19 protein-coding genes and 2 tRNA genes are annotated in these 21,903 nt (G+C 30.3%); 12 read left to right on the forward strand and 9 right to left on the reverse strand.

Annotated elements, in window-relative coordinates; all coding sequences use genetic code 11:
* Nucleotides 1-16: 16 nt before the first annotated feature.
* The 3 genes from AB0T67_RS06465 to AB0T67_RS06475 all read right to left on the reverse strand — a co-directional run bounded on the left by AB0T67_RS06465 (nt 17) and on the right by AB0T67_RS06475 (nt 5,742).
* Nucleotides 17-3,211 (reverse strand): efflux RND transporter permease subunit, encoded by a 3,195-nt coding sequence (locus AB0T67_RS06465; protein WP_369219633.1) that lies wholly within the window; start codon nt 3,209-3,211, stop codon nt 17-19.
* A gap of 109 nt (nt 3,212-3,320) precedes the next feature.
* Nucleotides 3,321-4,430 (reverse strand): efflux RND transporter periplasmic adaptor subunit, encoded by a 1,110-nt coding sequence (locus AB0T67_RS06470; RefSeq protein ID WP_369219634.1) that lies wholly within the window; start codon nt 4,428-4,430, stop codon nt 3,321-3,323.
* Between the two features lie 7 nt (nt 4,431-4,437).
* Nucleotides 4,438-5,742 carry a TolC family protein gene (locus tag AB0T67_RS06475; RefSeq protein ID WP_369219635.1) on the reverse strand — a complete coding sequence of 435 codons (1,305 nt, stop codon included), beginning with the start codon at nt 5,740-5,742 and terminating at the stop codon, nt 4,438-4,440.
* A gap of 144 nt (nt 5,743-5,886) precedes the next feature.
* Here AB0T67_RS06475 and AB0T67_RS06480 point away from each other — a divergent pair, with 144 nt between their 5' ends.
* Both AB0T67_RS06480 and AB0T67_RS06485 read left to right on the forward strand, forming a co-directional pair.
* A complete protein-coding gene (locus AB0T67_RS06480) occupies nt 5,887-6,885 on the forward strand; it encodes a metal-dependent hydrolase (protein WP_369219636.1) in 999 nt (332 codons plus the stop codon).
* A gap of 13 nt (nt 6,886-6,898) precedes the next feature.
* A complete protein-coding gene (locus AB0T67_RS06485; protein WP_369219637.1) occupies nt 6,899-7,561 on the forward strand; it encodes an SMI1/KNR4 family protein in 663 nt (220 codons plus the stop codon).
* Nucleotides 7,562-7,623: 62 nt separating this feature from the next.
* Here AB0T67_RS06485 and odhB read toward each other — a convergent pair whose 3' ends face one another.
* Both odhB and AB0T67_RS06495 read right to left on the reverse strand, forming a co-directional pair.
* Nucleotides 7,624-8,835 carry a 2-oxoglutarate dehydrogenase complex dihydrolipoyllysine-residue succinyltransferase gene (gene odhB, locus AB0T67_RS06490; RefSeq protein WP_369219638.1) on the reverse strand — a complete coding sequence of 404 codons (1,212 nt, stop codon included), beginning with the start codon at nt 8,833-8,835 and terminating at the stop codon, nt 7,624-7,626.
* A gap of 127 nt (nt 8,836-8,962) precedes the next feature.
* Nucleotides 8,963-11,689 carry a 2-oxoglutarate dehydrogenase E1 component gene (locus tag AB0T67_RS06495; protein WP_369219639.1) on the reverse strand — a complete coding sequence of 909 codons (2,727 nt, stop codon included), beginning with the start codon at nt 11,687-11,689 and terminating at the stop codon, nt 8,963-8,965.
* A 274-nt stretch (nt 11,690-11,963) separates the two neighbouring features.
* On the opposite strand from AB0T67_RS06495, the gene AB0T67_RS06500 reads away from it, so the two are divergent.
* From AB0T67_RS06500 to bioA, 6 genes are all read left to right on the forward strand, one after another.
* Nucleotides 11,964-12,040: transfer RNA gene (locus tag AB0T67_RS06500), tRNA-Asn, on the forward strand.
* A gap of 58 nt (nt 12,041-12,098) precedes the next feature.
* Nucleotides 12,099-12,172, forward strand: a tRNA-Asn gene (locus tag AB0T67_RS06505).
* A gap of 56 nt (nt 12,173-12,228) precedes the next feature.
* Entirely contained in the window at nt 12,229-13,353 is a 1,125-nt protein-coding gene (locus AB0T67_RS06510; RefSeq protein WP_369219640.1) for an aminotransferase class I/II-fold pyridoxal phosphate-dependent enzyme, read from the forward strand.
* Nucleotides 13,354-13,358: 5 nt separating this feature from the next.
* On the forward strand, nt 13,359-13,736 hold the full coding sequence (locus tag AB0T67_RS06515; RefSeq protein WP_369219641.1) for a putative signal transducing protein: 378 nt from the start codon (nt 13,359-13,361) through the stop codon (nt 13,734-13,736).
* Nucleotides 13,737-14,357 carry a dethiobiotin synthase gene (gene bioD, locus AB0T67_RS06520; protein WP_369219642.1) on the forward strand — a complete coding sequence of 207 codons (621 nt, stop codon included), beginning with the start codon at nt 13,737-13,739 and terminating at the stop codon, nt 14,355-14,357.
* Between the two features lie 4 nt (nt 14,358-14,361).
* Nucleotides 14,362-15,627 (forward strand): adenosylmethionine--8-amino-7-oxononanoate transaminase, encoded by a 1,266-nt coding sequence (gene bioA / locus AB0T67_RS06525; RefSeq protein WP_369219643.1) that lies wholly within the window; start codon nt 14,362-14,364, stop codon nt 15,625-15,627.
* Here bioA and AB0T67_RS06530 read toward each other — a convergent pair.
* Nucleotides 15,613-16,062, reverse strand: a complete 450-nt coding sequence (locus tag AB0T67_RS06530; RefSeq protein ID WP_369219644.1) for a cytochrome c oxidase assembly factor Coa1 family protein — start codon at nt 16,060-16,062, stop codon at nt 15,613-15,615. The two genes, bioA and AB0T67_RS06530, sit on opposite strands and share 15 nt — an antisense overlap.
* An 86-nt stretch (nt 16,063-16,148) precedes the next feature.
* Between AB0T67_RS06530 and AB0T67_RS06535 the strand changes: the two genes are divergently transcribed.
* Both AB0T67_RS06535 and bioB read left to right on the forward strand, forming a co-directional pair.
* Nucleotides 16,149-17,306 carry a beta-ketoacyl synthase N-terminal-like domain-containing protein gene (locus tag AB0T67_RS06535; protein ID WP_369219645.1) on the forward strand — a complete coding sequence of 386 codons (1,158 nt, stop codon included), beginning with the start codon at nt 16,149-16,151 and terminating at the stop codon, nt 17,304-17,306.
* A gap of 176 nt (nt 17,307-17,482) precedes the next feature.
* Nucleotides 17,483-18,583, forward strand: coding sequence for a biotin synthase BioB (gene bioB / locus AB0T67_RS06540; RefSeq protein ID WP_214983683.1), 1,101 nt, complete (start codon nt 17,483-17,485; stop codon nt 18,581-18,583).
* 69 nt (nt 18,584-18,652) lie between these two features.
* Here the strand turns inward: bioB and AB0T67_RS06545 are convergent, their stop codons facing one another.
* The 3 genes from AB0T67_RS06545 to panB all read right to left on the reverse strand — a co-directional run bounded on the left by AB0T67_RS06545 (nt 18,653) and on the right by panB (nt 20,878).
* Entirely contained in the window at nt 18,653-18,985 is a 333-nt protein-coding gene (locus tag AB0T67_RS06545) for a hypothetical protein (RefSeq protein WP_369219646.1), read from the reverse strand.
* 90 nt (nt 18,986-19,075) lie between these two features.
* The gene (locus tag AB0T67_RS06550; protein ID WP_369219647.1) at nt 19,076-20,014 is read right to left on the reverse strand and encodes a 2-hydroxyacid dehydrogenase; all 939 of its coding nucleotides are present in this window, start codon (nt 20,012-20,014) and stop codon (nt 19,076-19,078) included.
* Between the two features lie 45 nt (nt 20,015-20,059).
* Nucleotides 20,060-20,878, reverse strand: a complete 819-nt coding sequence (gene panB / locus AB0T67_RS06555; protein WP_369219648.1) for a 3-methyl-2-oxobutanoate hydroxymethyltransferase — start codon at nt 20,876-20,878, stop codon at nt 20,060-20,062.
* A 170-nt stretch (nt 20,879-21,048) separates the two neighbouring features.
* Here panB and AB0T67_RS06560 point away from each other — a divergent pair, with 170 nt between their 5' ends.
* Together AB0T67_RS06560 and AB0T67_RS06565 are read left to right on the forward strand one after the other, a co-directional pair.
* Nucleotides 21,049-21,621 (forward strand): sigma-70 family RNA polymerase sigma factor, encoded by a 573-nt coding sequence (locus AB0T67_RS06560; RefSeq protein ID WP_271231259.1) that lies wholly within the window; start codon nt 21,049-21,051, stop codon nt 21,619-21,621.
* Between the two features lie 6 nt (nt 21,622-21,627).
* Nucleotides 21,628-21,888, forward strand: a complete 261-nt coding sequence (locus AB0T67_RS06565) for a hypothetical protein (RefSeq protein ID WP_271231258.1) — start codon at nt 21,628-21,630, stop codon at nt 21,886-21,888.
* Nucleotides 21,889-21,903: the final 15 nt, after the last annotated feature.

The following is a 21,903-nucleotide window of genomic DNA, read 5'->3' on the forward strand; positions in this document are numbered from 1 at the left end:
TTTTTTAAAATTAATATTACTTATAATTTTTACGCTCAATCATATAATATACCAACGGAACTACCAATAATGTTAATACTGTTGATACAATAGTTCCACCCATTAATGAAATTGCCAATCCTTGAAAAATAGGGTCAAATAATATTACAAATGCTCCTATAACTACTGTTCCTGCGGTTAATAAAATAGGCGTTGTACGTACTGCTCCTGCTTCAATTGCGGCTTGTTTTATAGGCACTCCTTCATTAATTCTTAGGTTGATAAAATCAATTAATAAAACAGAGTTTCGAACCATAATTCCTGCCAAAGCAATCATCCCAATAAATGAAGTTGCGGTAAAAAATGCGCCCATAATCCAGTGTCCTAAAACAATTCCAATTAATGATAACGGAATAGCAACCATCATTACAACAGGCGCTTTAAAATTTTGAAACCAGCCAACAATTAAAATATAAATTAAAATAATTGCTCCTAAAAAAGCGATTCCTAAATCTCTAAAAACCTCTAATGTAATTTGCCATTCTCCGTCCCATTTTACGGTGTAATCATCTTCATAAGCTGGCTGACCTAAATACATTTCGTTTAATTTATAACCTTCGGGAAGTTTAATTTGTTTTAATTTTTCTTCCATTCCTAAAATTGCATAAGCAGGACTTTCCAATTCTCCAGCCATATCAGCCATTACATACACTACTCTTTTTTGATTTTTTCGATAAATACTTTTCGGAGCAATTTTTTTTTTGATATTTACTAAATCAGAAATTGGCACCATATTTCCATTTTTTGATTTTATCTTTAATTGAGAAATATCCGCAATACTTGATTTTTCCTTTTCATCTAAAGCCAACACCAAACCAACTTGATTTACCGAATTTTCATCATATAAATTCGTAATTGCTCGGTCAGAAAGTGCCATATTCATAGTGTAGGCAATTTGTTTAGGAGCAACTCCGTATAACATCGCTTTTTCTTTATCAATTTCAAATTGATATTTTGTTTGGTCATCCTCTACCATCCAATCAATATCAACTACATCATCTGTATTTTTTAAAATATCTTGAATACTATTAGCAATTTTAATTTGCTCTTTATAATCAGGTCCATAAATTTCGGCAACAATAGTCGATAAAACAGGAGGTCCTGGTGGAACTTCTACTAATTTTACATTAGCATTATATTTTGAAGCTATTTTTTGAATATCAGGTCGAAATAATTTTGCAATATCATGACTTTGAATAGTTCGTTCATTTTTATCAATTAAATTCACCTGAATATCCGCCATATTACTTCCTCCACGCAAATCGTAATGACGTACCAACCCGTTAAAAGTTATCGGTGCAGAAGTTCCAATATAATTCTGATAATTTACAACTTCTGGTCGGGTTGCTAAATATTGTGAAATTTCTTGAGCAACCACTCCTGTTCGTTCTAAAGTTGTTCCTTCAGGCATATCAATTACTACCTGAAATTCATTTTTATTATCAAAAGGCAACATTTTAACAGCTACCGATTTTGTAAAAAACAATACCATTGTTCCTAATAAAACGATAAAAGTACCTCCTAAAAATGCCCATCTTTTTGTTTTATTCTCTAATAAAGGACGTTCATATTTGTTATAAATTTTATAAATAAAGGTTTCTTCTAAAGGTTTTTCTTGTTTTTCAACTGCTCCTTTTTTATCTTTTTCTCTCAAAAAAATATATCCTAAATAAGGCGTAATAGTTAAGGCTACAAATAATGATAAAATCATTGCAATAGATGCTCCAATTGGCATTGGTGCCATATAAGGTCCCATTAATCCAGATACAAAAGCCATTGGTAAAACAGAAGCGATTACTGTAAAAGTTGCCAAAATTGTTGGGTTTCCAACTTCATTAATTGCATATAAAGCGGCTTCTTTAAAAGGCAAACGCTTCATTTTAAAATGTCGATGCATATTTTCGGCAATAATTATGGAATCATCAACCACAATTCCTGTAACAAAAACCAAGGCAAAAAGTGTAATTCTATTTAACGTATAATCAAGCATATAATAGCTCAATAACGTTAATGCAAAAGTAATTGGGACAGATAAAAACACTACCAAACCACCACGCCAACCCATCGCCAACATTACTACCAAAGTAACCGCAATAATAGAACCGATAAGGTGTAACAATAATTCCGATACTTTATGCGAAGCTGTTTCTCCATAATTTCGAGTAACCTCAACATGTACATCATCAGGAATTAAAGTAGTTCGTAAATGTGCAACTTTTGCTAAAATTACATCGGCAATTTTCATCGCATCAGCTCCTTTTCGTTTTGCTACCGAAATAGTAACCGCAGGATATTCAGATTTATAATTTGTTACTTTTTCACTTGCTTTTCCAAAACCTAAACTCACATAATTTTGAGGAATTTCAGCACCATCAATAATCGTTGCAATTTGCTTTAAATAAATCGGTTTATTTTGCTGAATACCAACCACTAAATTTTCAACATCAGTAACAGAAGCTAAAAAATTACCTGTTTGCACTAAAAATTCTGTATCATTTTTAATAAAACTTCCCGAACTTAATTGACTATTATTCGCCTTAATCATTTCAGAAACCATTAAAAAATCTAAACCTGATGAGGCTAATTTATCTTTATCTAAAACAACTCGTAATTGCCTATCGCTACCACCAATTTTATGCGTAATTGCTACATCATTTATCTTCTTAATTTCTCCTTCAAGCTCTTCTGCCATTTGGCTTAACTGATATCCTGTATAATTTTCACTCCACAGCGTTAACCCCAACATTGGCACATCATCAATAGCTCTTGTTTTTATCAACGGAAACGTAACACCTTTCGGCATTTTATCCATATGTTTATTAATTTCGTTGTATAATTTCACAAACGAACGTTCAATATCTTCGCCAACATAAAACTGAACAATTACCATTGCTTTCTCATTCATTGCCGTAGCATACACATACTCTACTCCTTTGATATTCGAAATTAATTTCTCCAAAGGCTTTATCACTCTCGACTCTACTTCTGTTGGACTCGCTCCAGGATATCCAACAAAAATATCTGCCATTGGCACATCAATTTGCGGTTCTTCTTCTCTCGGAATTAAAAACGAACTATACACTCCAACAACCATAAAAACGATCATTAAAAGCACGGTAAGTTTAGAACCTATAAAGCTTTTGGCAATTTTACCAGCTAAACCTTCTTTCATATTATTTATTATTTTTGGGCGTTTAAACGGGCTATCCGTTACAATCTTTTTTTGCCATATATGGCAGCAAAAAAAGGATTTCCACTACTATCCCTAACGCAGTTTTTAATTATTGAATTGTAATTTTTACGCCATTGTAAAGTTTTCCATTTGCGGTAACGATATAAGTTTCATCAGCAGATAAGCCTGATAATACTTCAATATTTTTACCAAAAGAACGTCCTAAACGCAACCAACGTAAAACAGCTGTATTACTTTGACTTAGCGTATAAATTCCCGAAAGTTGACCTTTAGTAACAATAACATTTTTAGGAATTAATATTTTATTTGTAGCGTTTATTTTTGTGTTTTCAGTAATTTTCGATGTTGTTTCTGAAGTAGAAAACTGAACCGTAGTAAACATTCCTGATAAAATTTTAATTGGTGTTTTATCAAGTGCTACTTTTACTAAAAACTGTCCTCCTGTATTTTTTGCTGATGTACTAATTTCGGTAACCTTTCCTTTTATTTTTTGATTGATTGACTTTATAATAACAGTAGCTTCCGAGTTTTTTTTGATTTTCAAAATTTCACTTTCTGAAACCATTGCAATTACTTCAAATTCATTCGGTTTTTCAATTGATAACAACGACATTACTGGGTTTGCCATCGCACCTTTTTCAATATTTTTACTCGTTATTACACCTGAAAAAGGAGCAGTTATATTCGTGTATTTAAACTGAGAATTCACTTCATTCTTTTGTTGATTTACAGCTTCTAAATTAGCTTTTGCTATTTGAAAACTGGCCGTCATATCATCCATTTCTTTTTGAGAAACACTATTTTCAGCTAATAAATTTTTAAAACGTGTAAAATCTTTTTCAGCATTTTTATATCCTACTTTTGCTTGAGTAATCCCTGCATTAATTTGTGCTTTTTTTGCTTGTAAATCGGCGTTATTTATAGCGACTAATAATTGTCCTTTTTTTACTTTATCGCCAACATTTACATAAACTTCATTTACAAAACCCATCATTCGAGTACTTAAATCAGCACTTTGTACAGCTTGAGTTTTTCCGCTTGCGGTTACAAATAAACTTGAATTTATTACTTCCACTTTTTTTACCGTTACAGTAATTGGCGTTATAATATCTTCTGATATTTTTTTAGTATCATTTCCACAACTTGTTATTAAAAAGGATACTGAAACAAGTGCGATTGTATATAAATATTTTTTCATCTTAAAATTATTCTTTGGTTAAAAATTGTACGTAAGCGTTGGCATAATTATGCTGAAAAATCGTGTTATAATATTGTAATTGTTTTTGTGCATATTTTGTTTCTGCTTCTAATAAATCAGTAGTTTTTTCTAAACCTTGTTCGAATCTATTTTTTCTAATTCTCAAAGATTCTTCTGATTGTGCTAATGCTAATTGAGTAAGTATTAAGTTATTTTTAACATCACGTAATAAGCGTTTTGCTTTATGAAGTTCTACAGTACTTTTAGCCTTATACTCTTCTAATTCAATAGATGCTTTTTGAAAAGTAGCTTTAGTTTTTTGAGTTTTTCCAAAGCGTTTATATCCTTTAAAAACATCCCAAGTCAATTGCATTCCTACTAAATAACCGTTTGCTCCAGTTTTAAAAATTTTAGCATCATATAATTCATAACTTCCAAAAGCATTTAAACGAGGTAAAAATGTCTTTTTATCGGCTTTATATAATTGTTGATAGGCATCTTTTGCAAAACGCATTGCTTTAATATCTGCCCTATTTTCAGACAATTTTTTAGTATCCATAACTTCAGGTGTTACAGTCAATAAATCTGATGGTTTTAAAATACGATTACTAGTATCGTTCATTAATAATGATACATAATTAGACGCATTTTCAATAGCACTTTTTGCATATTGTAATTGATTCGCTATTTCAGTTACACGAACTTCAACTGCTAATACATCGGCTCTTTGCAAATATCCTTGTTGAAAACTATTAGTTGCCAATCGCTTATTTTCGTTGGCGGTTTGCTGTACTTTTTCTAAAACCTCAACAGTTTTGTAAGCTAATTGTAATTCCATATAAGCTTTTTCAACTGCTAACTGAATATAATCGTTCGTTCTTTCATGTTGAAAAGTAGTAGCATTTAATTTTGATTTTGCTGCTTTTCGTTGATAAATTCCATCAAGATTAATTAACGGTTGTTGTACTTGAATTTTTGTTGCAAAATTTTGAGTTTGAGAAGGGTTATTTAATAAATCAGGATTAAAATCATTTTGTGTTAAAATTCCTTGATTTAATTTAGACCCAAAAGCCATTAACGGATTTGTCGTTGCTATTCCTGTATATGAAGCTGTAATATCTGGTAAAAAGACCGCATTGGTTTGGTTATAATCTCCTTTTGCAGCTAGAATATCTTGTTCCGACATTTTAAGCGTATTATTATTTTCTTTTACTTTAGCAATAACATCACTTTTGGTAATAATCATCACCTCTTGCCCTCTTATCAAAAGCGAAAAAAATATAAATGATACTATTAATAATTTATTTTTCATGGTACTATTCTATTAAGTTACCACAAAACTACTATCTTAATACACTTTTATAAGTAACATTTGTTACTGTGGAGTTTATATTTAAAAAAAGCTTTACCAAAGTTATTTACACTATTTAAGCTACTTCGTTTATTTTTGTAGTATATGGATTCATTAACTCAAATTATATTAGGTGCTGCTGTTGGCGAAGCAGTTTTAGGAAAGAAGATTGGAAACAGAGCCATATTTTACGGAGCAATTGCAGGTACAATTCCTGATTTAGATGTGCTCGCATCATTTTTTACTGATAAAGTTACAGCATTATATATACATCGTGGATTTACACATTCCATTATCTTTTCGGTGCTCTTTGCTCCTATTTTTACGTGGATTGTAACTCGTTACGAGGAGTATAAAAATTTTAAAAATTGGACTTGGTTATTCTTTTTAGCATTTGTAACACATCCTATTTTAGATGCACATACCACTTGGGGAACGCAATTATTTTGGCCTTTTGATATCCGCTTAGCTTTTAAAACCATTTTTGTTATTGATCCACTTTATACCCTTCCTTTTTTAGTATTTTTAATTTTTGCGATGACACAAAAGCGAGTTAATAAAAAACGTGCTTTTTATAATAAAATGGGATTAATTATCAGTTCTTCTTATTTAGTCTTAACTTTTTTATTAAAATGGTTAGCTTTTAATCAGTTTGAAAAAGCTTTAGAAAATCAAAATATCAAATATTCAGAAATTGATACAAGACCTTCCCCTTTAAATACCATACTTTGGAGTGCCAACGTACAAACAGAAAATGCTTTTTTACTAGCTAATTATTCCTTTTTTGATACAAAACCAATCACTTTTACAAAACATCTAAAAAATCATCATTTGTTAGGAAAACTTTCTAAAAATAAAGCTGTTAAACGTATGATTTTTATCTCTGAAGGTTGGTATACTATCAATAAAAAAGATGATGAACTTTATTTTAATGATTTAAGGTTCGGACTTTTAAGTATCAATCCAAATGCTAAAAATTTTGTTTTTAAATATAAAATTACTGTTGATAATTCTGGAAATGTAATTTTTACTGAAGAACCGAAAGATAAACGTGATGGAAAAAAATTAATAACTGATTTATGGACTAGATTAAAAGGTAATTAATAAATTTAAAATCATGAAATTAGAAGCACTAAAAGAAATTGAGAATAAATATAATTTCAAATATCCCGAAATTTACAGAAAACTATCCGAAGATAATATGCTTAATTGGGGAGAAGTTTGTAGCAGTTGGTTTGAAAATGAGTATCCTAAATTAAAAAATAATCCTCCACTTCTACTATATTATTGGGATTTTGATATTATTTCATCAAGTAAGGAAATTATTGATAATATTGATTTCTATTCAGATGAAGAATGTTATTTAGAAATTAAAAAAGAATATTATTATAAATTTATACCCTTCGGAAAAACTGGAGGAGGTGATTTATATTGTTTTTTTCTTGATGAAGACAATAAAATAAAACACATCGTTTTACTTCTACATGATGATGATGATGCTGAAATACTTGCTAATATATTTCAAGAATTTATTTTCAGGTTTTTATTAATGTCTGTTATTGAACTTGATAAAGATACGTTAATAATGGAAGGTAATTTAAACGAAAATTGTAATAACTTGTTTAAAACACATAAAAAATATTTAACTGATAAACAAAATAGTATTATTCAAAATATTTATAAACGAACAAGTATTCCTAAATTAGATGATAAAGAATTGAATAACATCTTAAAAGAAAATGGATTTGAAAATAACACTATAAATTGTTATGAATTTTAATAAAAAAATCCCAAGTATATAATATACTTGGGATTTTAATATATATAAAACTAAAGTTTAGTTTACATTTCTAAAGCTTTCGTAGGATTGTTACCCATTAATAACTCAACAGGATTTTCTAAAGCTTCTTTAACAGCTACTAAGAATCCTACTGACTCACGACCATCAATAACTCTGTGGTCATAAGATAATGCAACATACATAATTGGTTGAATTACTACCTCACCATTAACAGCCATTGGTCTGTTTACAATGTTGTGCATTCCTAAAATTCCACTTTGTGGAGGGTTTAAAATTGGCGTTGATAACATAGAACCAAAAACACCACCATTTGTAATAGTAAATGTTCCACCAGTCATTTCATCAACAGTAATTTGTCCATCTCTAGCACGTAAAGCTAAACGTTTTACTTCGCTTTCAACACCTCTAAAAGATAAATCTTCAGCATTTCTAATTACAGGAACCATTAATCCTTTAGGACCAGAAACTGCAATAGAAATATCTTGAAATTCATTTTTAATTTGGTAATCTCCATCAATCATAGAGTTTACATCAGGATATAATTCTAAAGCTCTAACAACAGCTAAAGTGAAAAAAGACATAAATCCTAATCCAACACCGTGCTTTGCTTTAAAATCTTCTTTATACTGCTTACGTAAATCGAAAATTGGTTGCATGTTTACTTCGTTAAAAGTAGTTAACATTGCCGTTTCACTTTTTACAGCTACTAAACGTTGTGCTACTTTTCTACGTAACATAGACATTTTTTTACGCTCAGTTCCACGAGAACCGTTTGTAGGTTGCGTTCCCATAGAAGGTACTGCTTTTACAGCGTCTTCTTTAGTTATACGCCCGTCTTTTCCTGTTCCTTTTACAGCATCTGCATCAATTCCTTTTTCAGCTAAAACTTTTTTAGCTGCTGGAGAAGCAGTTCCTGTTGCATATGTTGTAGCCTTAGCTTCAACTGCTTTAGGAGCTTCAACTTTAGGAGCTTCGGCTGTTTTTGTTTCAGATGAAGATTCACCTGCTGGTTTTGCTGCACTCATATCGATAAGACATACTACTGCACCAACTTCTACAGCATCTCCTTCTTCTGCTTTTAAAGTGATAATTCCGCTTTCTTCCGCAGGTAATTCTAACGTTGCTTTGTCAGAGTCTACTTCGGCAATTGGCTGATCTTTTTCAACATAATCACCATCTTCAACTAACCACGTTGCTATTTCTACTTCTGTAATTGATTCCCCCGGAGAAGGAACTTTCATTTCTAAAACCATCAGTTCTAACTTTTTATATCTGAATTATTTTATTTCTTTTCTTTGATATTAATCTTAATTTCTTAAGATTAACCGCTTAATATTTTATTATATTAAACGTTATAAGTATTGTGTTTAATCGAGTTTTCTAATCAAAAACCTGATCTAATACTTTTTGATGACGTTGTTTATAACGTGTACTAGAACCTGCTGCTGGTGCTGAATGATAACCTCTTGATGCACATTCTAATTTAGCTAAGTCAAAACGCTCTAACATAAAACTCCAAGACCCCATATTTTTAGGTTCTTCTTGTGCCCAAACATAACGAGTTACATTTGGATACCTATCCATTACCTCTTTAATTTTATCATTATGTAATGGAAATAATTGTTCTATTCTAACTAAAGCAACATCATTTCTGTTTAACTTTTCACGTTCTTCTAACATGTCATAATAAAACTTACCTGTACAAAAAACCATTTTTGTAACATTAGTTGTATCAATAGTATCATCAATAACTTCTTGGAAAGTTCCGTTTGCTAAATCTTCAATAGTATTTACAGCTTTTGGTAAACGTAATAAACTTTTAGGAGTAAAAACAACTAAAGGTTTTCTAAAGTCTCGCTTCATTTGACGACGCAATATGTGATACATATTTGCAGGAGTTGAACAATTTGCAATTGTCCAGTTATCAGTTGATGAAGACTGTAAAAAACGTTCTATTCTACCAGATGAATGTTCAGGTCCTTGCCCTTCATATCCGTGAGGTAATAACATAACTAAACCGTTTTGTAATTTCCACTTAGCTTCTGCTGAAGAAATATATTGATCAAAAACAATTTGTGCTCCATTGGCAAAATCACCAAATTGTGCTTCCCAAATAGTTAATGTATTAGGAGCTGCCATTGCATATCCATAATCAAAACCTAAAACACCATATTCAGATAAATGAGAATTGTAAATTGTCATTTCTCCTTTATTCTTAGTGTTTGTATTTAATAAATTAACACGTTCTAAAGTTTCTTCATCACGCATAATTGCATGACGGTGTGAGAATGTACCTCTTTCTACATCTTCACCTGAAATACGAATATTAAATCCTTCTTCTAATAAAGTTCCGTAAGCTAAGTTTTCAGCAGTACCCCAATCTAAAGCATTTTCTTCAAACACCATTTTTTGACGTCCTTGTAAAATACGTTCTGCTTTACGAACAAATTTATGTCCTTCAGGAGTTGTAGAAATTACTTTTGCAATATCTTTTAATGCCTCAACCGAATACGTAGTATCTACAGGTTGTAACATTTCTTGTAATTGCTTACGTACAAAACCATCCCATACTTCTGGCATGAAATCTTGTATTTTAGAAGTAGTTTTCTTTTTAGATTCTGTAAATTCAGTTTCTAAATGAGCTTTAAAGTCAGCTGTAATTTGCTTTACGTAATCAGCTGAAATTGTACCTTCTTTAACTAATTTTTCAGCATATATTTCTTTAGCATTTTTATGCTTAGAAATTGCTTTATATAAATCTGGTTGTGTAAAACGAGGTTCATCACCTTCGTTATGACCATATTTACGGTATCCTAATAAATCAATATAAATGTCTTTTTTGAATTTCATTCGATATTCAACAGCCATTTCCATTGCATGACAAACCGCTTCTGCATCATCTGCATTTACGTGTAATACAGGCGATAAAGTTACTTTAGCAACATCTGTACAATAAGTACTAGAACGAGCATCAGTATAATTCGTTGTAAAACCTACTTGATTATTTACAACAACATGAATAGTCCCTCCTGTTTTATAACCATTTAAGGTCATCATTTGTGCAATTTCATATACAATACCTTGTCCTGCAATTGCAGCATCACCATGTACTAATATTGGTAAAATTTTACCATTATCGCCATTATAATCTAAATCTACTTTAGCACGAACAATACCTTCAGCAACTGCATCAACAGTTTCTAAGTGAGATGGATTTGGAACCAAATTCATCTTCATTTTTTGTCCGCCCTTATATTCTTTACTTAAAGTTAAACCTAAGTGATACTTAACATCTCCATCAATATCTTGATCTTCAAAATCTTTACCTTCAAACTCGCTAAATAAATCACGAACTGGTTTTTTAAAGATATTTACCAAAGTATTTAAACGACCACGGTGTGCCATTCCTAATACACATTCTTCAACGCCGTATTTTTCGGCTGCATCACGAAGTGCCACACTAACTCCAGGAATTAATGTTTCTCCTCCTTCTACAGAAAAACGTTTTTGACCTACGTATTTTGTTTGTAAAAAACTTTCAAAAGTAGATGCTTGGTTTAATTTGGTAAGAATGTATTTTTTAGCCTCTTCATCATAATTAGCATGATTATCATTTTTACTCAAACGATTTTGCCACCATTTTAATTCCTCAGGGCTACGTAAATACATATATTCAACACCTATACTATCACAAAAAATAGCTTTTAAATGTTCAATTATTTGAGATAAGGTTTTTGGACCTATACCTAAAATACCTCCTGCATTAAAAACAGTAGATAAATCTGATTTATTTAAACCAAAAGTTTCTATGTCTAATGTAGGACTATATTGTCTACGTTCACGAACGGGATTTGTTTTAGTGAACAAATGTCCTCGAGTACGATAGCCATTTATTAAGTCAATTACTAAAAATTCTTTGCGTACTTCGTCAGGTACTTCTACTGAAGCTTCTTCATCGGTTAAAGAATAATTTTCATTGGCTAAATCATAACCTTGAAAAAAACTCCTCCAACTTGGTTCTACTGAATCAGGATTTTTTTGATACTGTTCATATAAATCACCTATAAAACCTGTATGTGCTGCGTTTAAGAACGAAAACTTGTCCATATATTTTACTATGCTTTTCTGTCAATAAGAATAATGGATACAAAAATACAACTTTTACTAAAAAAAAGACTTTCATTTCACGCTTATTTTATATCGTTTATTTTTTTTGAACAAATAAGCGTTCCTATTTTAAATTTTACACATAATTATTTTTAAATAACTGAAAATCAATATCAATAATTTTTTATTAAAAATTTATTCAAAAAAGTTTTTTTTTATTGAAAAAAGGTCTTAAATTTGCACTCGCATTTTAAAACTATCAAATGTTTTAAAATCCTCCTTAGCTCAGTTGGTTAGAGCATCTGACTGTTAATCAGAGGGTCTTAGGTTCGAGTCCTAAAGGAGGAGCCACAAAGGTAACGTAGCAACCATAATAGCTACAACACATAAATTTGTTCTATATGAACATTCCTCCTTAGCTCAGTTGGTTAGAGCATCTGACTGTTAATCAGAGGGTCTTAGGTTCGAGTCCTAAAGGAGGAGCTTTAAAAAAAGACTTACATTTACTTGTAAGTCTTTTTTATTTTAAATGCTATGTTATGTCATTTCCAAAAAAACTAACACAAAAATTACTTCATCGGATAGAAAACAATTCTCTAAGAACACTTGGACAAAAAAATATTTTAATTGATTTTTCTTCCAATGATTATTTAGGCTTTGCTAAATCAGAAGTAATTTTTAATAAAACACATCAATTTTTAGTTAACAATAGCATCTTACAAAATGGTGCAACTGGTTCTCGCCTACTTTCAGGAAATCATCATTTATATAATAGCATCGAAAAAGAACTCGCTCAATTTCATAGTTCCGAAGAAGCTTTAATTTTTAATTCGGGTTACGATGCTAATATTGGTTTTTTTTCATCGATACCTCAACGAGGCGATATTATTTTATATGATGAATTTATTCACGCTTCTATTCGTGATGGAATTCAGTTATCGAATGCGCAATCTTTTAAATTCAAACATAATAACTTAGATGATTTAGAGAAAAAAATCAGCAAACATCAATCAAAAAATGATACTGAAATTTATGTAGTAACAGAATCTATTTTTTCTATGGATGGTGATGCGCCTGATTTAACAAGAATGACAGAAATCATCAAAAAAAATAATGCCCATTTTATTGTAGATGAAGCGCATGCTGTAGGAGTTTTCAATAAAGGATTAATACAAGAATTAAATATAGAAAGTGCGATTTTTGCTAGAATTATCACTTTTGGAAAAGCATTAGGATGCCACGGAGCTGTTGTTTTAGGAAGTAAAGAATTGAAACAATATTTAATAAATTTTTCGAGAAGTTTTATTTATACCACAGGATTATCTCCTCACGCATTAGCAACCATAAAGTTTGCATATTTCGAATTAATCAGAAGTAAAGCAACAGAAAAACTTCAGAAAAATATTTTATTTTTCAAAAAAGAAATAAACAGGTTACAACTTGATTTTATAACAAGTAATTCCGCAATTCATTGTTGCATTATTTCGGGAAATGAAAACGTAAAAAAAATCGCAAAACAACTTAAAGAAAAAGGTTTTGATGTAAAAGCAATTTTATCGCCAACAGTAAATAAAGGAGAAGAAAGATTACGCTTTTGTTTACATTCTTATAATTCTACACAAGAAATTACCAATGTTTTAGAACATCTTGTTACTTTTGTTTAAAAAAAATGCAAGATAATTATACTATTTTAACCGTTTTTGAAAATTCAACAGAAGCTCATCTTTTAAAATCTAAATTAGATTCAAGTAGTATTAGAACCTCATTAATGGATGAAAAAACTATTGATACTGACCCGTGGATGAGTCAAGCAATAGGTGGTGTAAAATTATTAGTTCATAATCATGATTTAGAAAAAGCACTACATATTTATAATGAAATAAGAGTATATGAAAAGGATGAGAATAGTAATCCTATATATTGTAAAGAATGTAATTCTTCTAGAATATTAGTTGCTCCACCTCAACGAAAAAACTTTTTCTTCATGTTATTTCCTTTTTTTGAAAGCAGAAAATTAATTTGTAATGATTGTAAAACAATTTTTTAAATGACTACATATTTTATTACAGGAATTTCTACAGAAGTAGGAAAAACAATTGCTTCAGCAATATTTACCGAAGCCTTAGAAGCTGATTATTGGAAACCTATACAAGCTGGTGAATTAGAGGATTCCGATTCTCATAAAATAAAGAAATTTATTTCTAATAAAAAAACGATCATACACGATAACTCATACGCTTTAAAAACACCTATGAGTCCGCATGCTGCTGCCGAAATAGATAATATTACTATTGATTTAGCTAAAATTATCGAACCAAAAACTGATAACCAAAACTTAGTTATTGAAGGTGCTGGCGGAATATTTGTTCCTTTAAATAATACCGATACTATTTTAGATATTATCAAACCAACTTATAAAGTAATTGTGGTTTCTCGTCATTATTTAGGAAGTATTAATCATACCTTATTAACGGTAAATTTATTGAAAGAAAAAGGTTTTGACGTTTCCATTATTTTTTCTGGTGATGAACATAAAACTACCGAACAAATCATCAAAAAGATGACAAACGTTGCTGTTATTGGTAGAATTGATGAAGAACCGTATTTTGATAAAAGTGTAATTAAAGAATATGCCGAACTTTTTAGAGAGAATTTAATCAACCTATAAACGAATGAATTTACAAGAAAGAGATAAAAAACATTTATGGCATCCGTTAAAACAACATCAAACACACCCTGATAGTTTAGGAATTGTAAAAGCAAAAGGATGTATTTTAACTGATGAAAAAGGCAATGAATATATTGATGCAATTTCATCGTGGTACACGTGTATGTTCGGGCATTGTAATGATTTTATTACGAGTCATGTTTACAAACAAATGCAAACATTAGATCAAATAATGTTTAGCGATTTTACGCACGAACCTGCCGTAAAATTATCGGAAGAACTGATTAAAATTCTTCCTGAAAATCAAAATAGAATATTCTTTAACGATAACGGTTCAACAGCAGTTGAAGCAGCTATTAAAATGGCGTTGCAATACTATTTTAATAAAGAAGAAAAACGAACCACTTTTATTGCTTTTGAAAACGGATTTCATGGTGATACTTTTGGCGCAATGTCGGTTTCTGGGTTATCGGCTTACAATGGTCCTTTTGAAGATTTCCTAATGGATATTAAACGTATTCCTGTTCCTGATGGCTCAAATAATGATGAAATTTTATCGCAATTAAAAGAAATAATTTCTGAAAATGATATTGCTGGTTTCATTTACGAACCTTTGGTGCAAGGTGCTGCGGGAATGAAAATTCATGAAGCAACCGATTTAAATGAAATTTTAAAATTCTGTAAGCAAAATAATATCTTAACTATTGCCGATGAAGTAATGACTGGTTTTGGTAAAACAGGAAACAATTTTGCTTCGGATGAAATCACTACAAAACCCGATATTATCTGTTTAAGTAAAGCTTTAACTGGCGGATTAGTGCCTATGGCGATTACTTCTTGTACCGAAGAAATTTACAGTACTTTTTTAAGTAATGATATTTCTAAAGGATTTTTTCATTGTCATACGTATTCTGCAAATCCGATAGCTTGTAGCGCTGCTTTAGCAACTATCGAATTATTACAAACTAAAGAAATTCAAGATAGTATTCAGTTTATTTCAAATTCTCACAAAGATTTTGAAGATAAAATTAAGCAACATTCAAAAGTAGCTTCAACACGTTCGAAAGGCGTTATTTTAGCTATCGATTTAAAAACAAATGCCAATCGTTACGGAACTTTACGTGACCAATTATTAAAACATTTTATGAATGATGGCGTGTTTTTACGTCCGTTAGGAAACACTATTTACATTCAGCCACCTTATATAATTACAGAAAAGCAACTGCAAAAAGTATATACAACTATTGAAAAGGTTTTAGATATTTTCTAAAACCTTTTGGTTGTTTAATAGGTTTATTTCTTCGGATGATTCTTTAATACGAACATATAAATCTTCATAAATCCATTCTCCGTTTGCTCTTATTCCTCGAACAACTAAAGTTCCTTTTCCGTTCGGTCCTTTTATATCAATAGAAAAATCAACTTCTCCATTTTCATTTTCTAATGATATATTTCCTGATGGAATACCTACTTCCTCGATTGGTTCTCCTAATAAATGAATAACTTTTTTATTATTCGCCGCCTGTTCTACTGCATATGTTACAGGTGTTGCATTTGTTATTGTATCAAAAACACTAAAAATAGTCGCACCAATTCCTAAAAAAGCGAATAAAATAAAACCTAAACAACCACATCCGCAACCGCCTACTGGCACAACCCAACCCCAATTTTTACTAAACCAACTTTTTTCTTTTTGCACTTCCATTTTACCTTGCTTTTTTTGACAATATAAATATTTATTTATTTCGTAATACTTGATTTTACCTTTATTTTTGTCAAAATTTTTATGTGTTGAAACAACCTATTTCTATTACCTCTTTTGCTTCAGTTTCTGCTTTAGGTAGTAATGCTAATCAAATTTGGGAGAATTATCTAAACCAAAAACATTTTCTAACTTTAAAAGAAACTGTTTGGACAGGAAGCTTAACTGATGAAGATAAACAAGCAATTGATATTATCAGAAATTCTGATAATAAATACAAAAGTTTAGATGATTCGGTTTTATATACAATTTACGTTGCCAGAAAAGCAATTGAAAAAACAAATTGGACACCGCAAGATAACTTTGGAATTAATATTGGCTCGTCAAGAGGTGCGACTTCTTTGTTTGAAAAATATCATAAAGAGTTTTTAGAAACAGGAAAATCGGCAACTTTAAGTTCACCAACCACCACTTTAGGAAATATTTCGTCGTGGATTGCTCACGATTTACAATCTAATGGTCCTGAAATTTCGCATTCTATTACTTGTTCTACGGGTTTACATTCTTTATTAAATGGAATTGCTTGGTTACAATCTGGAATGTCAGAAAAATTTATGATTGGCGCAAGTGAAGCTTCTTTAACTGATTTTACCATCGCACAAATGCAAGCGTTAAAAGTTTATTCGAAAGAAACAGATGAATATCCTTGTAAAGCTTTTGATTTAGATAAACAGAAAAACACCATGGTTTTAGGTGAAGCTGCTGCTGTTTTTTGTTTAGAAAAAGATATCAAAGAAAATGCGATTGCACTTATTAAAGGAATCGGTTTTGCTACGGAAGTTTTAAAACATAATACATCTGTTTCTACAAATGCCGACTGTTTTCAAAAATCTATGAAAATGGCTTTAGCTGATATTTCTATGGATGATATTGATGCTATTGTAATGCACGCACCTGGAACTATTAAAGGTGACTTATCTGAAATTAATGCAATTCAGGAAGTTTTTGGTGATAAAAAACCTTTTTTAACCACTAATAAATGGAAAGTCGGACATACTTTTGGTACTTCTGGTTTACTGAGTTTAGAGTTAGCAATGCTAATTTTACAACATCAGAAAGTAATTGAAGTTCCGTTTGCTGAAAAACAAAATCATCCGAAGAAAATAAGAAACATTTTAGTAAATGCTGTTGGTTTTGGCGGAAATGCTGTTTCTGTTTTAATATCTGCAAAAAATATTAAAAAATAAACTATAAATTTAATTAAGAAGTTTAGCCCTGATTGAACGGCTTGTTTGAGCTCTTTTTTATTTTTCTTTTCGAAAAAATAAAAAAAGCGAGTAGTGAAAGCAGGAAATAGCTTCTAAAAATAAATAGAAAGACAATTAGTTTTTTTATTTTTGACATTACAAATAACTTGATTTTTATGAGTGAAGTAAGACATAACTGGACGAAAGAAGAAGTTCTTGAAATATATAATAAACCTTTAATGGAGCTTTTATATGAAGCTGCAACGATTCATAGAAAAAGTCATGACCCTAATGTAGTTCAGGTTTCTACATTGTTATCTATAAAAACTGGTGGCTGTTCGGAAGATTGTGGATATTGTCCGCAAGCGGCACGTTATCATACCAATGTTGATGGAAATGATTTAATGTCAGTACGTCAAGTAAAAGCACAAGCTTTAAGAGCAAAATCGAGCGGAAGTTCTCGTGTTTGTATGGGTGCTGCTTGGAGAAATGTAAAAGATGGTCCTGAATTTGACCAAGTTTTAGACATGGTTAGAACCATTAATAAATTGGATATGGAGGTTTGCTGTACTTTAGGTATGGTTACCGAAAATCAGGCACAACGTTTGGCTGAAGCTGGTTTATATGCGTATAATCATAATTTAGATTCATCGGAAGAATATTATAAAGAAGTAATTTCTACACGTGGATATCAAGATAGACTAGATACGATTAGTAATGTTCGAAAAACAAATGTAACTGTTTGTTCGGGTGGAATTATTGGAATGGGTGAAAATGCAGAAGATAGAGCTGGAATGTTAGTGGCTTTATCTACTTTAAGTCCTCAACCAGAATCTACACCAATTAACGCTTTAGTTGCTGTTGAAGGAACTCCTTTAGAAGACCAAAAACCTGTTGAAATTTGGGATATGATACGTATGGTAGCCACTACTCGTATTGTTTTACCTGAAACTCAGGTTCGTTTATCTGCAGGAAGAACGCAAATGAGTAGAGAAGGACAAGCAATGTGTTTCTTTGCAGGTGCGAATTCTATTTTTGCTGGTGATAAATTATTAACAACACCAAATCCTGATGTAGATGAAGACATGAAAATGTTTAAAATGTTAGGTTTAAATCCTCAAAAACCTTTTACAAAAAAGGTACAACCACAAACTGTAGAAGCAAAAGATTCTGCTTTTGAAAACTTAGGCGAAAAACCTAAATGGACAAGACCTGAACATAAAATTGAACGTAACGAAGAAAAAAAGCAAGAAGCTTTAGAATTACGTAAACAATAATAAATATACTTTTTTTAAGTAAAAAAGCATCGTTTATATAAACGATGCTTTTTTTATTATTTTTTACTACTATTCTAATAAATCTTTAATATATTTTTTAGCTTTTATAGTTGCTTCTTTAAATTCTTCTTGAGCATCTTCTGCAAAATCGGCAAGCTCTTCACTTGCTTTAGTTGCAAATTCTGATGCTTTTTCAGATACTTCTTCTAAAGTTTCTTTGGCTTCATCAGCAAGTTTAGTCGCATTTTCTTTAGCCTTTTGAATAGACTCATCAGAAATTACTTCATTAACTTTGGTTGTTACATCTTCAATAGCATCTGCAAATTGCTCGCTTGCTTTAGTTGCAAATTCTGACGCTTTTTCTTTTAGATTTTCTTTTGAAATATTATTATTTTCTTCCATTTTATTTTTATTTAGCTTGTTTATCTATCAAAAATTAATCTTTTATAAATATATTAAAAAAGATTTAACTTTAATAATTATTAATAGCATCTAACAAAAAATAGTCTTTATTTTATCAACAATAGTTTGCGCTAATTTTTGTTTACTTTCTACCGTCCAACCTGCAACATGAGGAGATAATAAAACATTATCTGCCTTTATTAAATATTGAAAAGCTTCGGGCATATCTTGATTTACAAATAAGTTTTCAAAAGATTTTTTTTCATATTCTAACACATCTAAACCTGCTCCTAAAATTTTTGATGATTTTAAGGCTTCCACTAAATCGGAAGTAACTACTGATTTTCCTCTTGCCGTATTAATTAACCAAAATGGTTTAGAAAAAGTATTAATAAAATTGGCATCAATCATATTTGTAGTTAATGCTGTTTGAGGTGTATGTAAACTTAAAACATCTGCTTTTTGTTGTAATTCCTCTAAAGAAACTTGTGTACAATTTTCATCACCTACATTAGGTTTAATATCATAACAAAGTACTTTTACATCAAAACCTCTTAATTTTTTTGCAAATGATTTCCCCATATTTCCGTAACCAATTAAACCAACAGTTCTTCCATCTAGTTCAATTCCTCTGTTATCTTCTCGTAACCATTTACCATTTCTAACTTCATTATCTGCTTTTCTAAATTTATTAAAAAGTGATAATATCATTCCTAAAGCGTGTTCACCAACCGCATTTCTATTTCCTTCAGGAGCTGAAATTAAATGAATTCCTTTTTGATTCGCATATTCACAATCTATATTTTCAAGACCAGCTCCTACTCTTCCAATAAATTTTAAATTCGTTGCTTTGTCTAAAAATTGTTTATCAATAGTAAATCTACTTCGGATAATAATTCCGTCATATTGATTAATTTTAGCTTCTATTATTTCTTTTGATGCTGTATAATCTTCTTCGTTAACAAAACCTAAATCATTTAATTGATTTAAAAGTAATTCGTGATTTGAATCTAAGTGCAGTATCTTCATGCTGTTTTAAATAAAAAAAGCCTTCTAAAAAGAAGGCTTATGTAATTAATATTGTTCCTTTTCGTTCGGAAAGTCTTTTGATTTTACATCAGCAATGTAATTTTCAAAAGCTCCTGTCATTTCTGTATATAAATCTAAATACCTACGTAAAAAACGAGGATTAAATTCATGAGTCATTCCAATCATATCATGAGTTACTAAAACCTGCCCATCTACACCGCCACCTGCTCCAATTCCGATAACAGGTATAGTTAAACTTTCGGCTACTTTTGTTGCTAAAGCTGCGGGAACTTTTTCTAATACCAAAGCAAAACAGCCCAATTCTTGTAATAATTTAGCATCTTCTAATAACTTTTCAGCTTCTTCTTCTTCCTTAGCTCTAACAGTATATGTTCCAAATTTATAGATAGATTGTGGTGTTAATCCTAAATGTCCCATTACAGGAATACCAGCTGTTAATATTCTAGATATTGACTCAGCTATTTCACTTCCTCCTTCTAATTTCACAGCATGTCCACCAGATTCTTTCATTATTCTAATTGCTGAATCTAAAGCATTTTTAGAATTTCCTTGATAAGTACCAAAAGGTAAATCAACTACCACTAGACAACGTTCAATAGCACGTATTACAGAACTTGCATGATAAATCATTTGGTCAAGTGTAATTGGCAAAGTAGTTTCATGACCCGCCATTACATTTGATGCAGAATCTCCCACTAAAATTACATCAATTCCTGCTCCATCTACAATTTTTGCCATCGTATAATCATAAGCAGTAAGCATAGAGATTTTCTCTCCATTTGCCTTCATATCTACTAATGATTTTGTTGTTACTCTTTTATATTGTTTTTTGGCTACTGACATTTTTTAAATTTTCTAGACTGTAAAAATACGCAATTATTTTATTGAATAATCTGTTAAATAAAAATTACAATTCAGTTATTATTATCTTTATTTAACTATTTTTTTTATTCTTAAATTCATTCAATATATTTAAATTTTATATAAATAAAAAAAAACTTACATTTGATCTAATGAACCAGACTAAAAAATTGAACACTTTAGATCCCAATAAATGGGTAGATGATTATGCTGATTATTTATTTAATTATGCCTCTGTGCGTGTAAGTGATAGTAATATAGCTAAAGACTTAGTTCAAGAAACATTTTTTGCAGGTCTTAAATCTGCCAAAAACTTTCAAGGAAAATCAACTGAAAGAACTTGGTTAATTTCAATATTAAAACGAAAAATAATTGATTATTATAGAAAAATAAACTCTAATAAAGGAAAGGCTGAAATTAGAATGAGTTTTTATGATAATGGAGAACAAGAAGGAAATTGGATTGAAGAACGAATTCCACAATCTTGGGGTAATGAAGTAGAAAAAAATATTGAAAACGAAGAATTAAAAACTCAATTAGAGCAATGTATCAGTAAACTTCCTGAAAAATATGCTATGGTTTTTAAAATGAAAACTATTCAAGAGTTTGAAACTGAAGAAATTTGTAAGGAATTAGATATTACTCCGTCAAATCTATGGGTAATTATCCACAGAGCTAGAACTCAATTAAGAGCTTGTGTAGAAAAAAATTGGTTTAATAAGTAAAATATAATGTTTAAAAAAACTAAAATAACATGTGAACAAGCTACTAATATATGTGATAAAGCACAATATAATGAAGCTTCTTTTTATGAAAAAATACAACTAAACTTACATTTATTAAATTGTAAATTTTGTTCTTTATATTCAAAACAAAACCGTAAAATGTCAGCTATTTTTAAAATGAAAGCTAGTAATTGTAAAAATGAAATTAAATGTTTATCAAAAGAAGATAAAGATAAAATAAAAGAACAACTACATCAACTACATTAATTTTATTTTATAACA

The organism is Tenacibaculum salmonis (assembly GCF_041053065.1).
Taxonomy (GTDB): Bacteria; Bacteroidota; Bacteroidia; order Flavobacteriales; family Flavobacteriaceae; genus Polaribacter; species Polaribacter pacificus_A.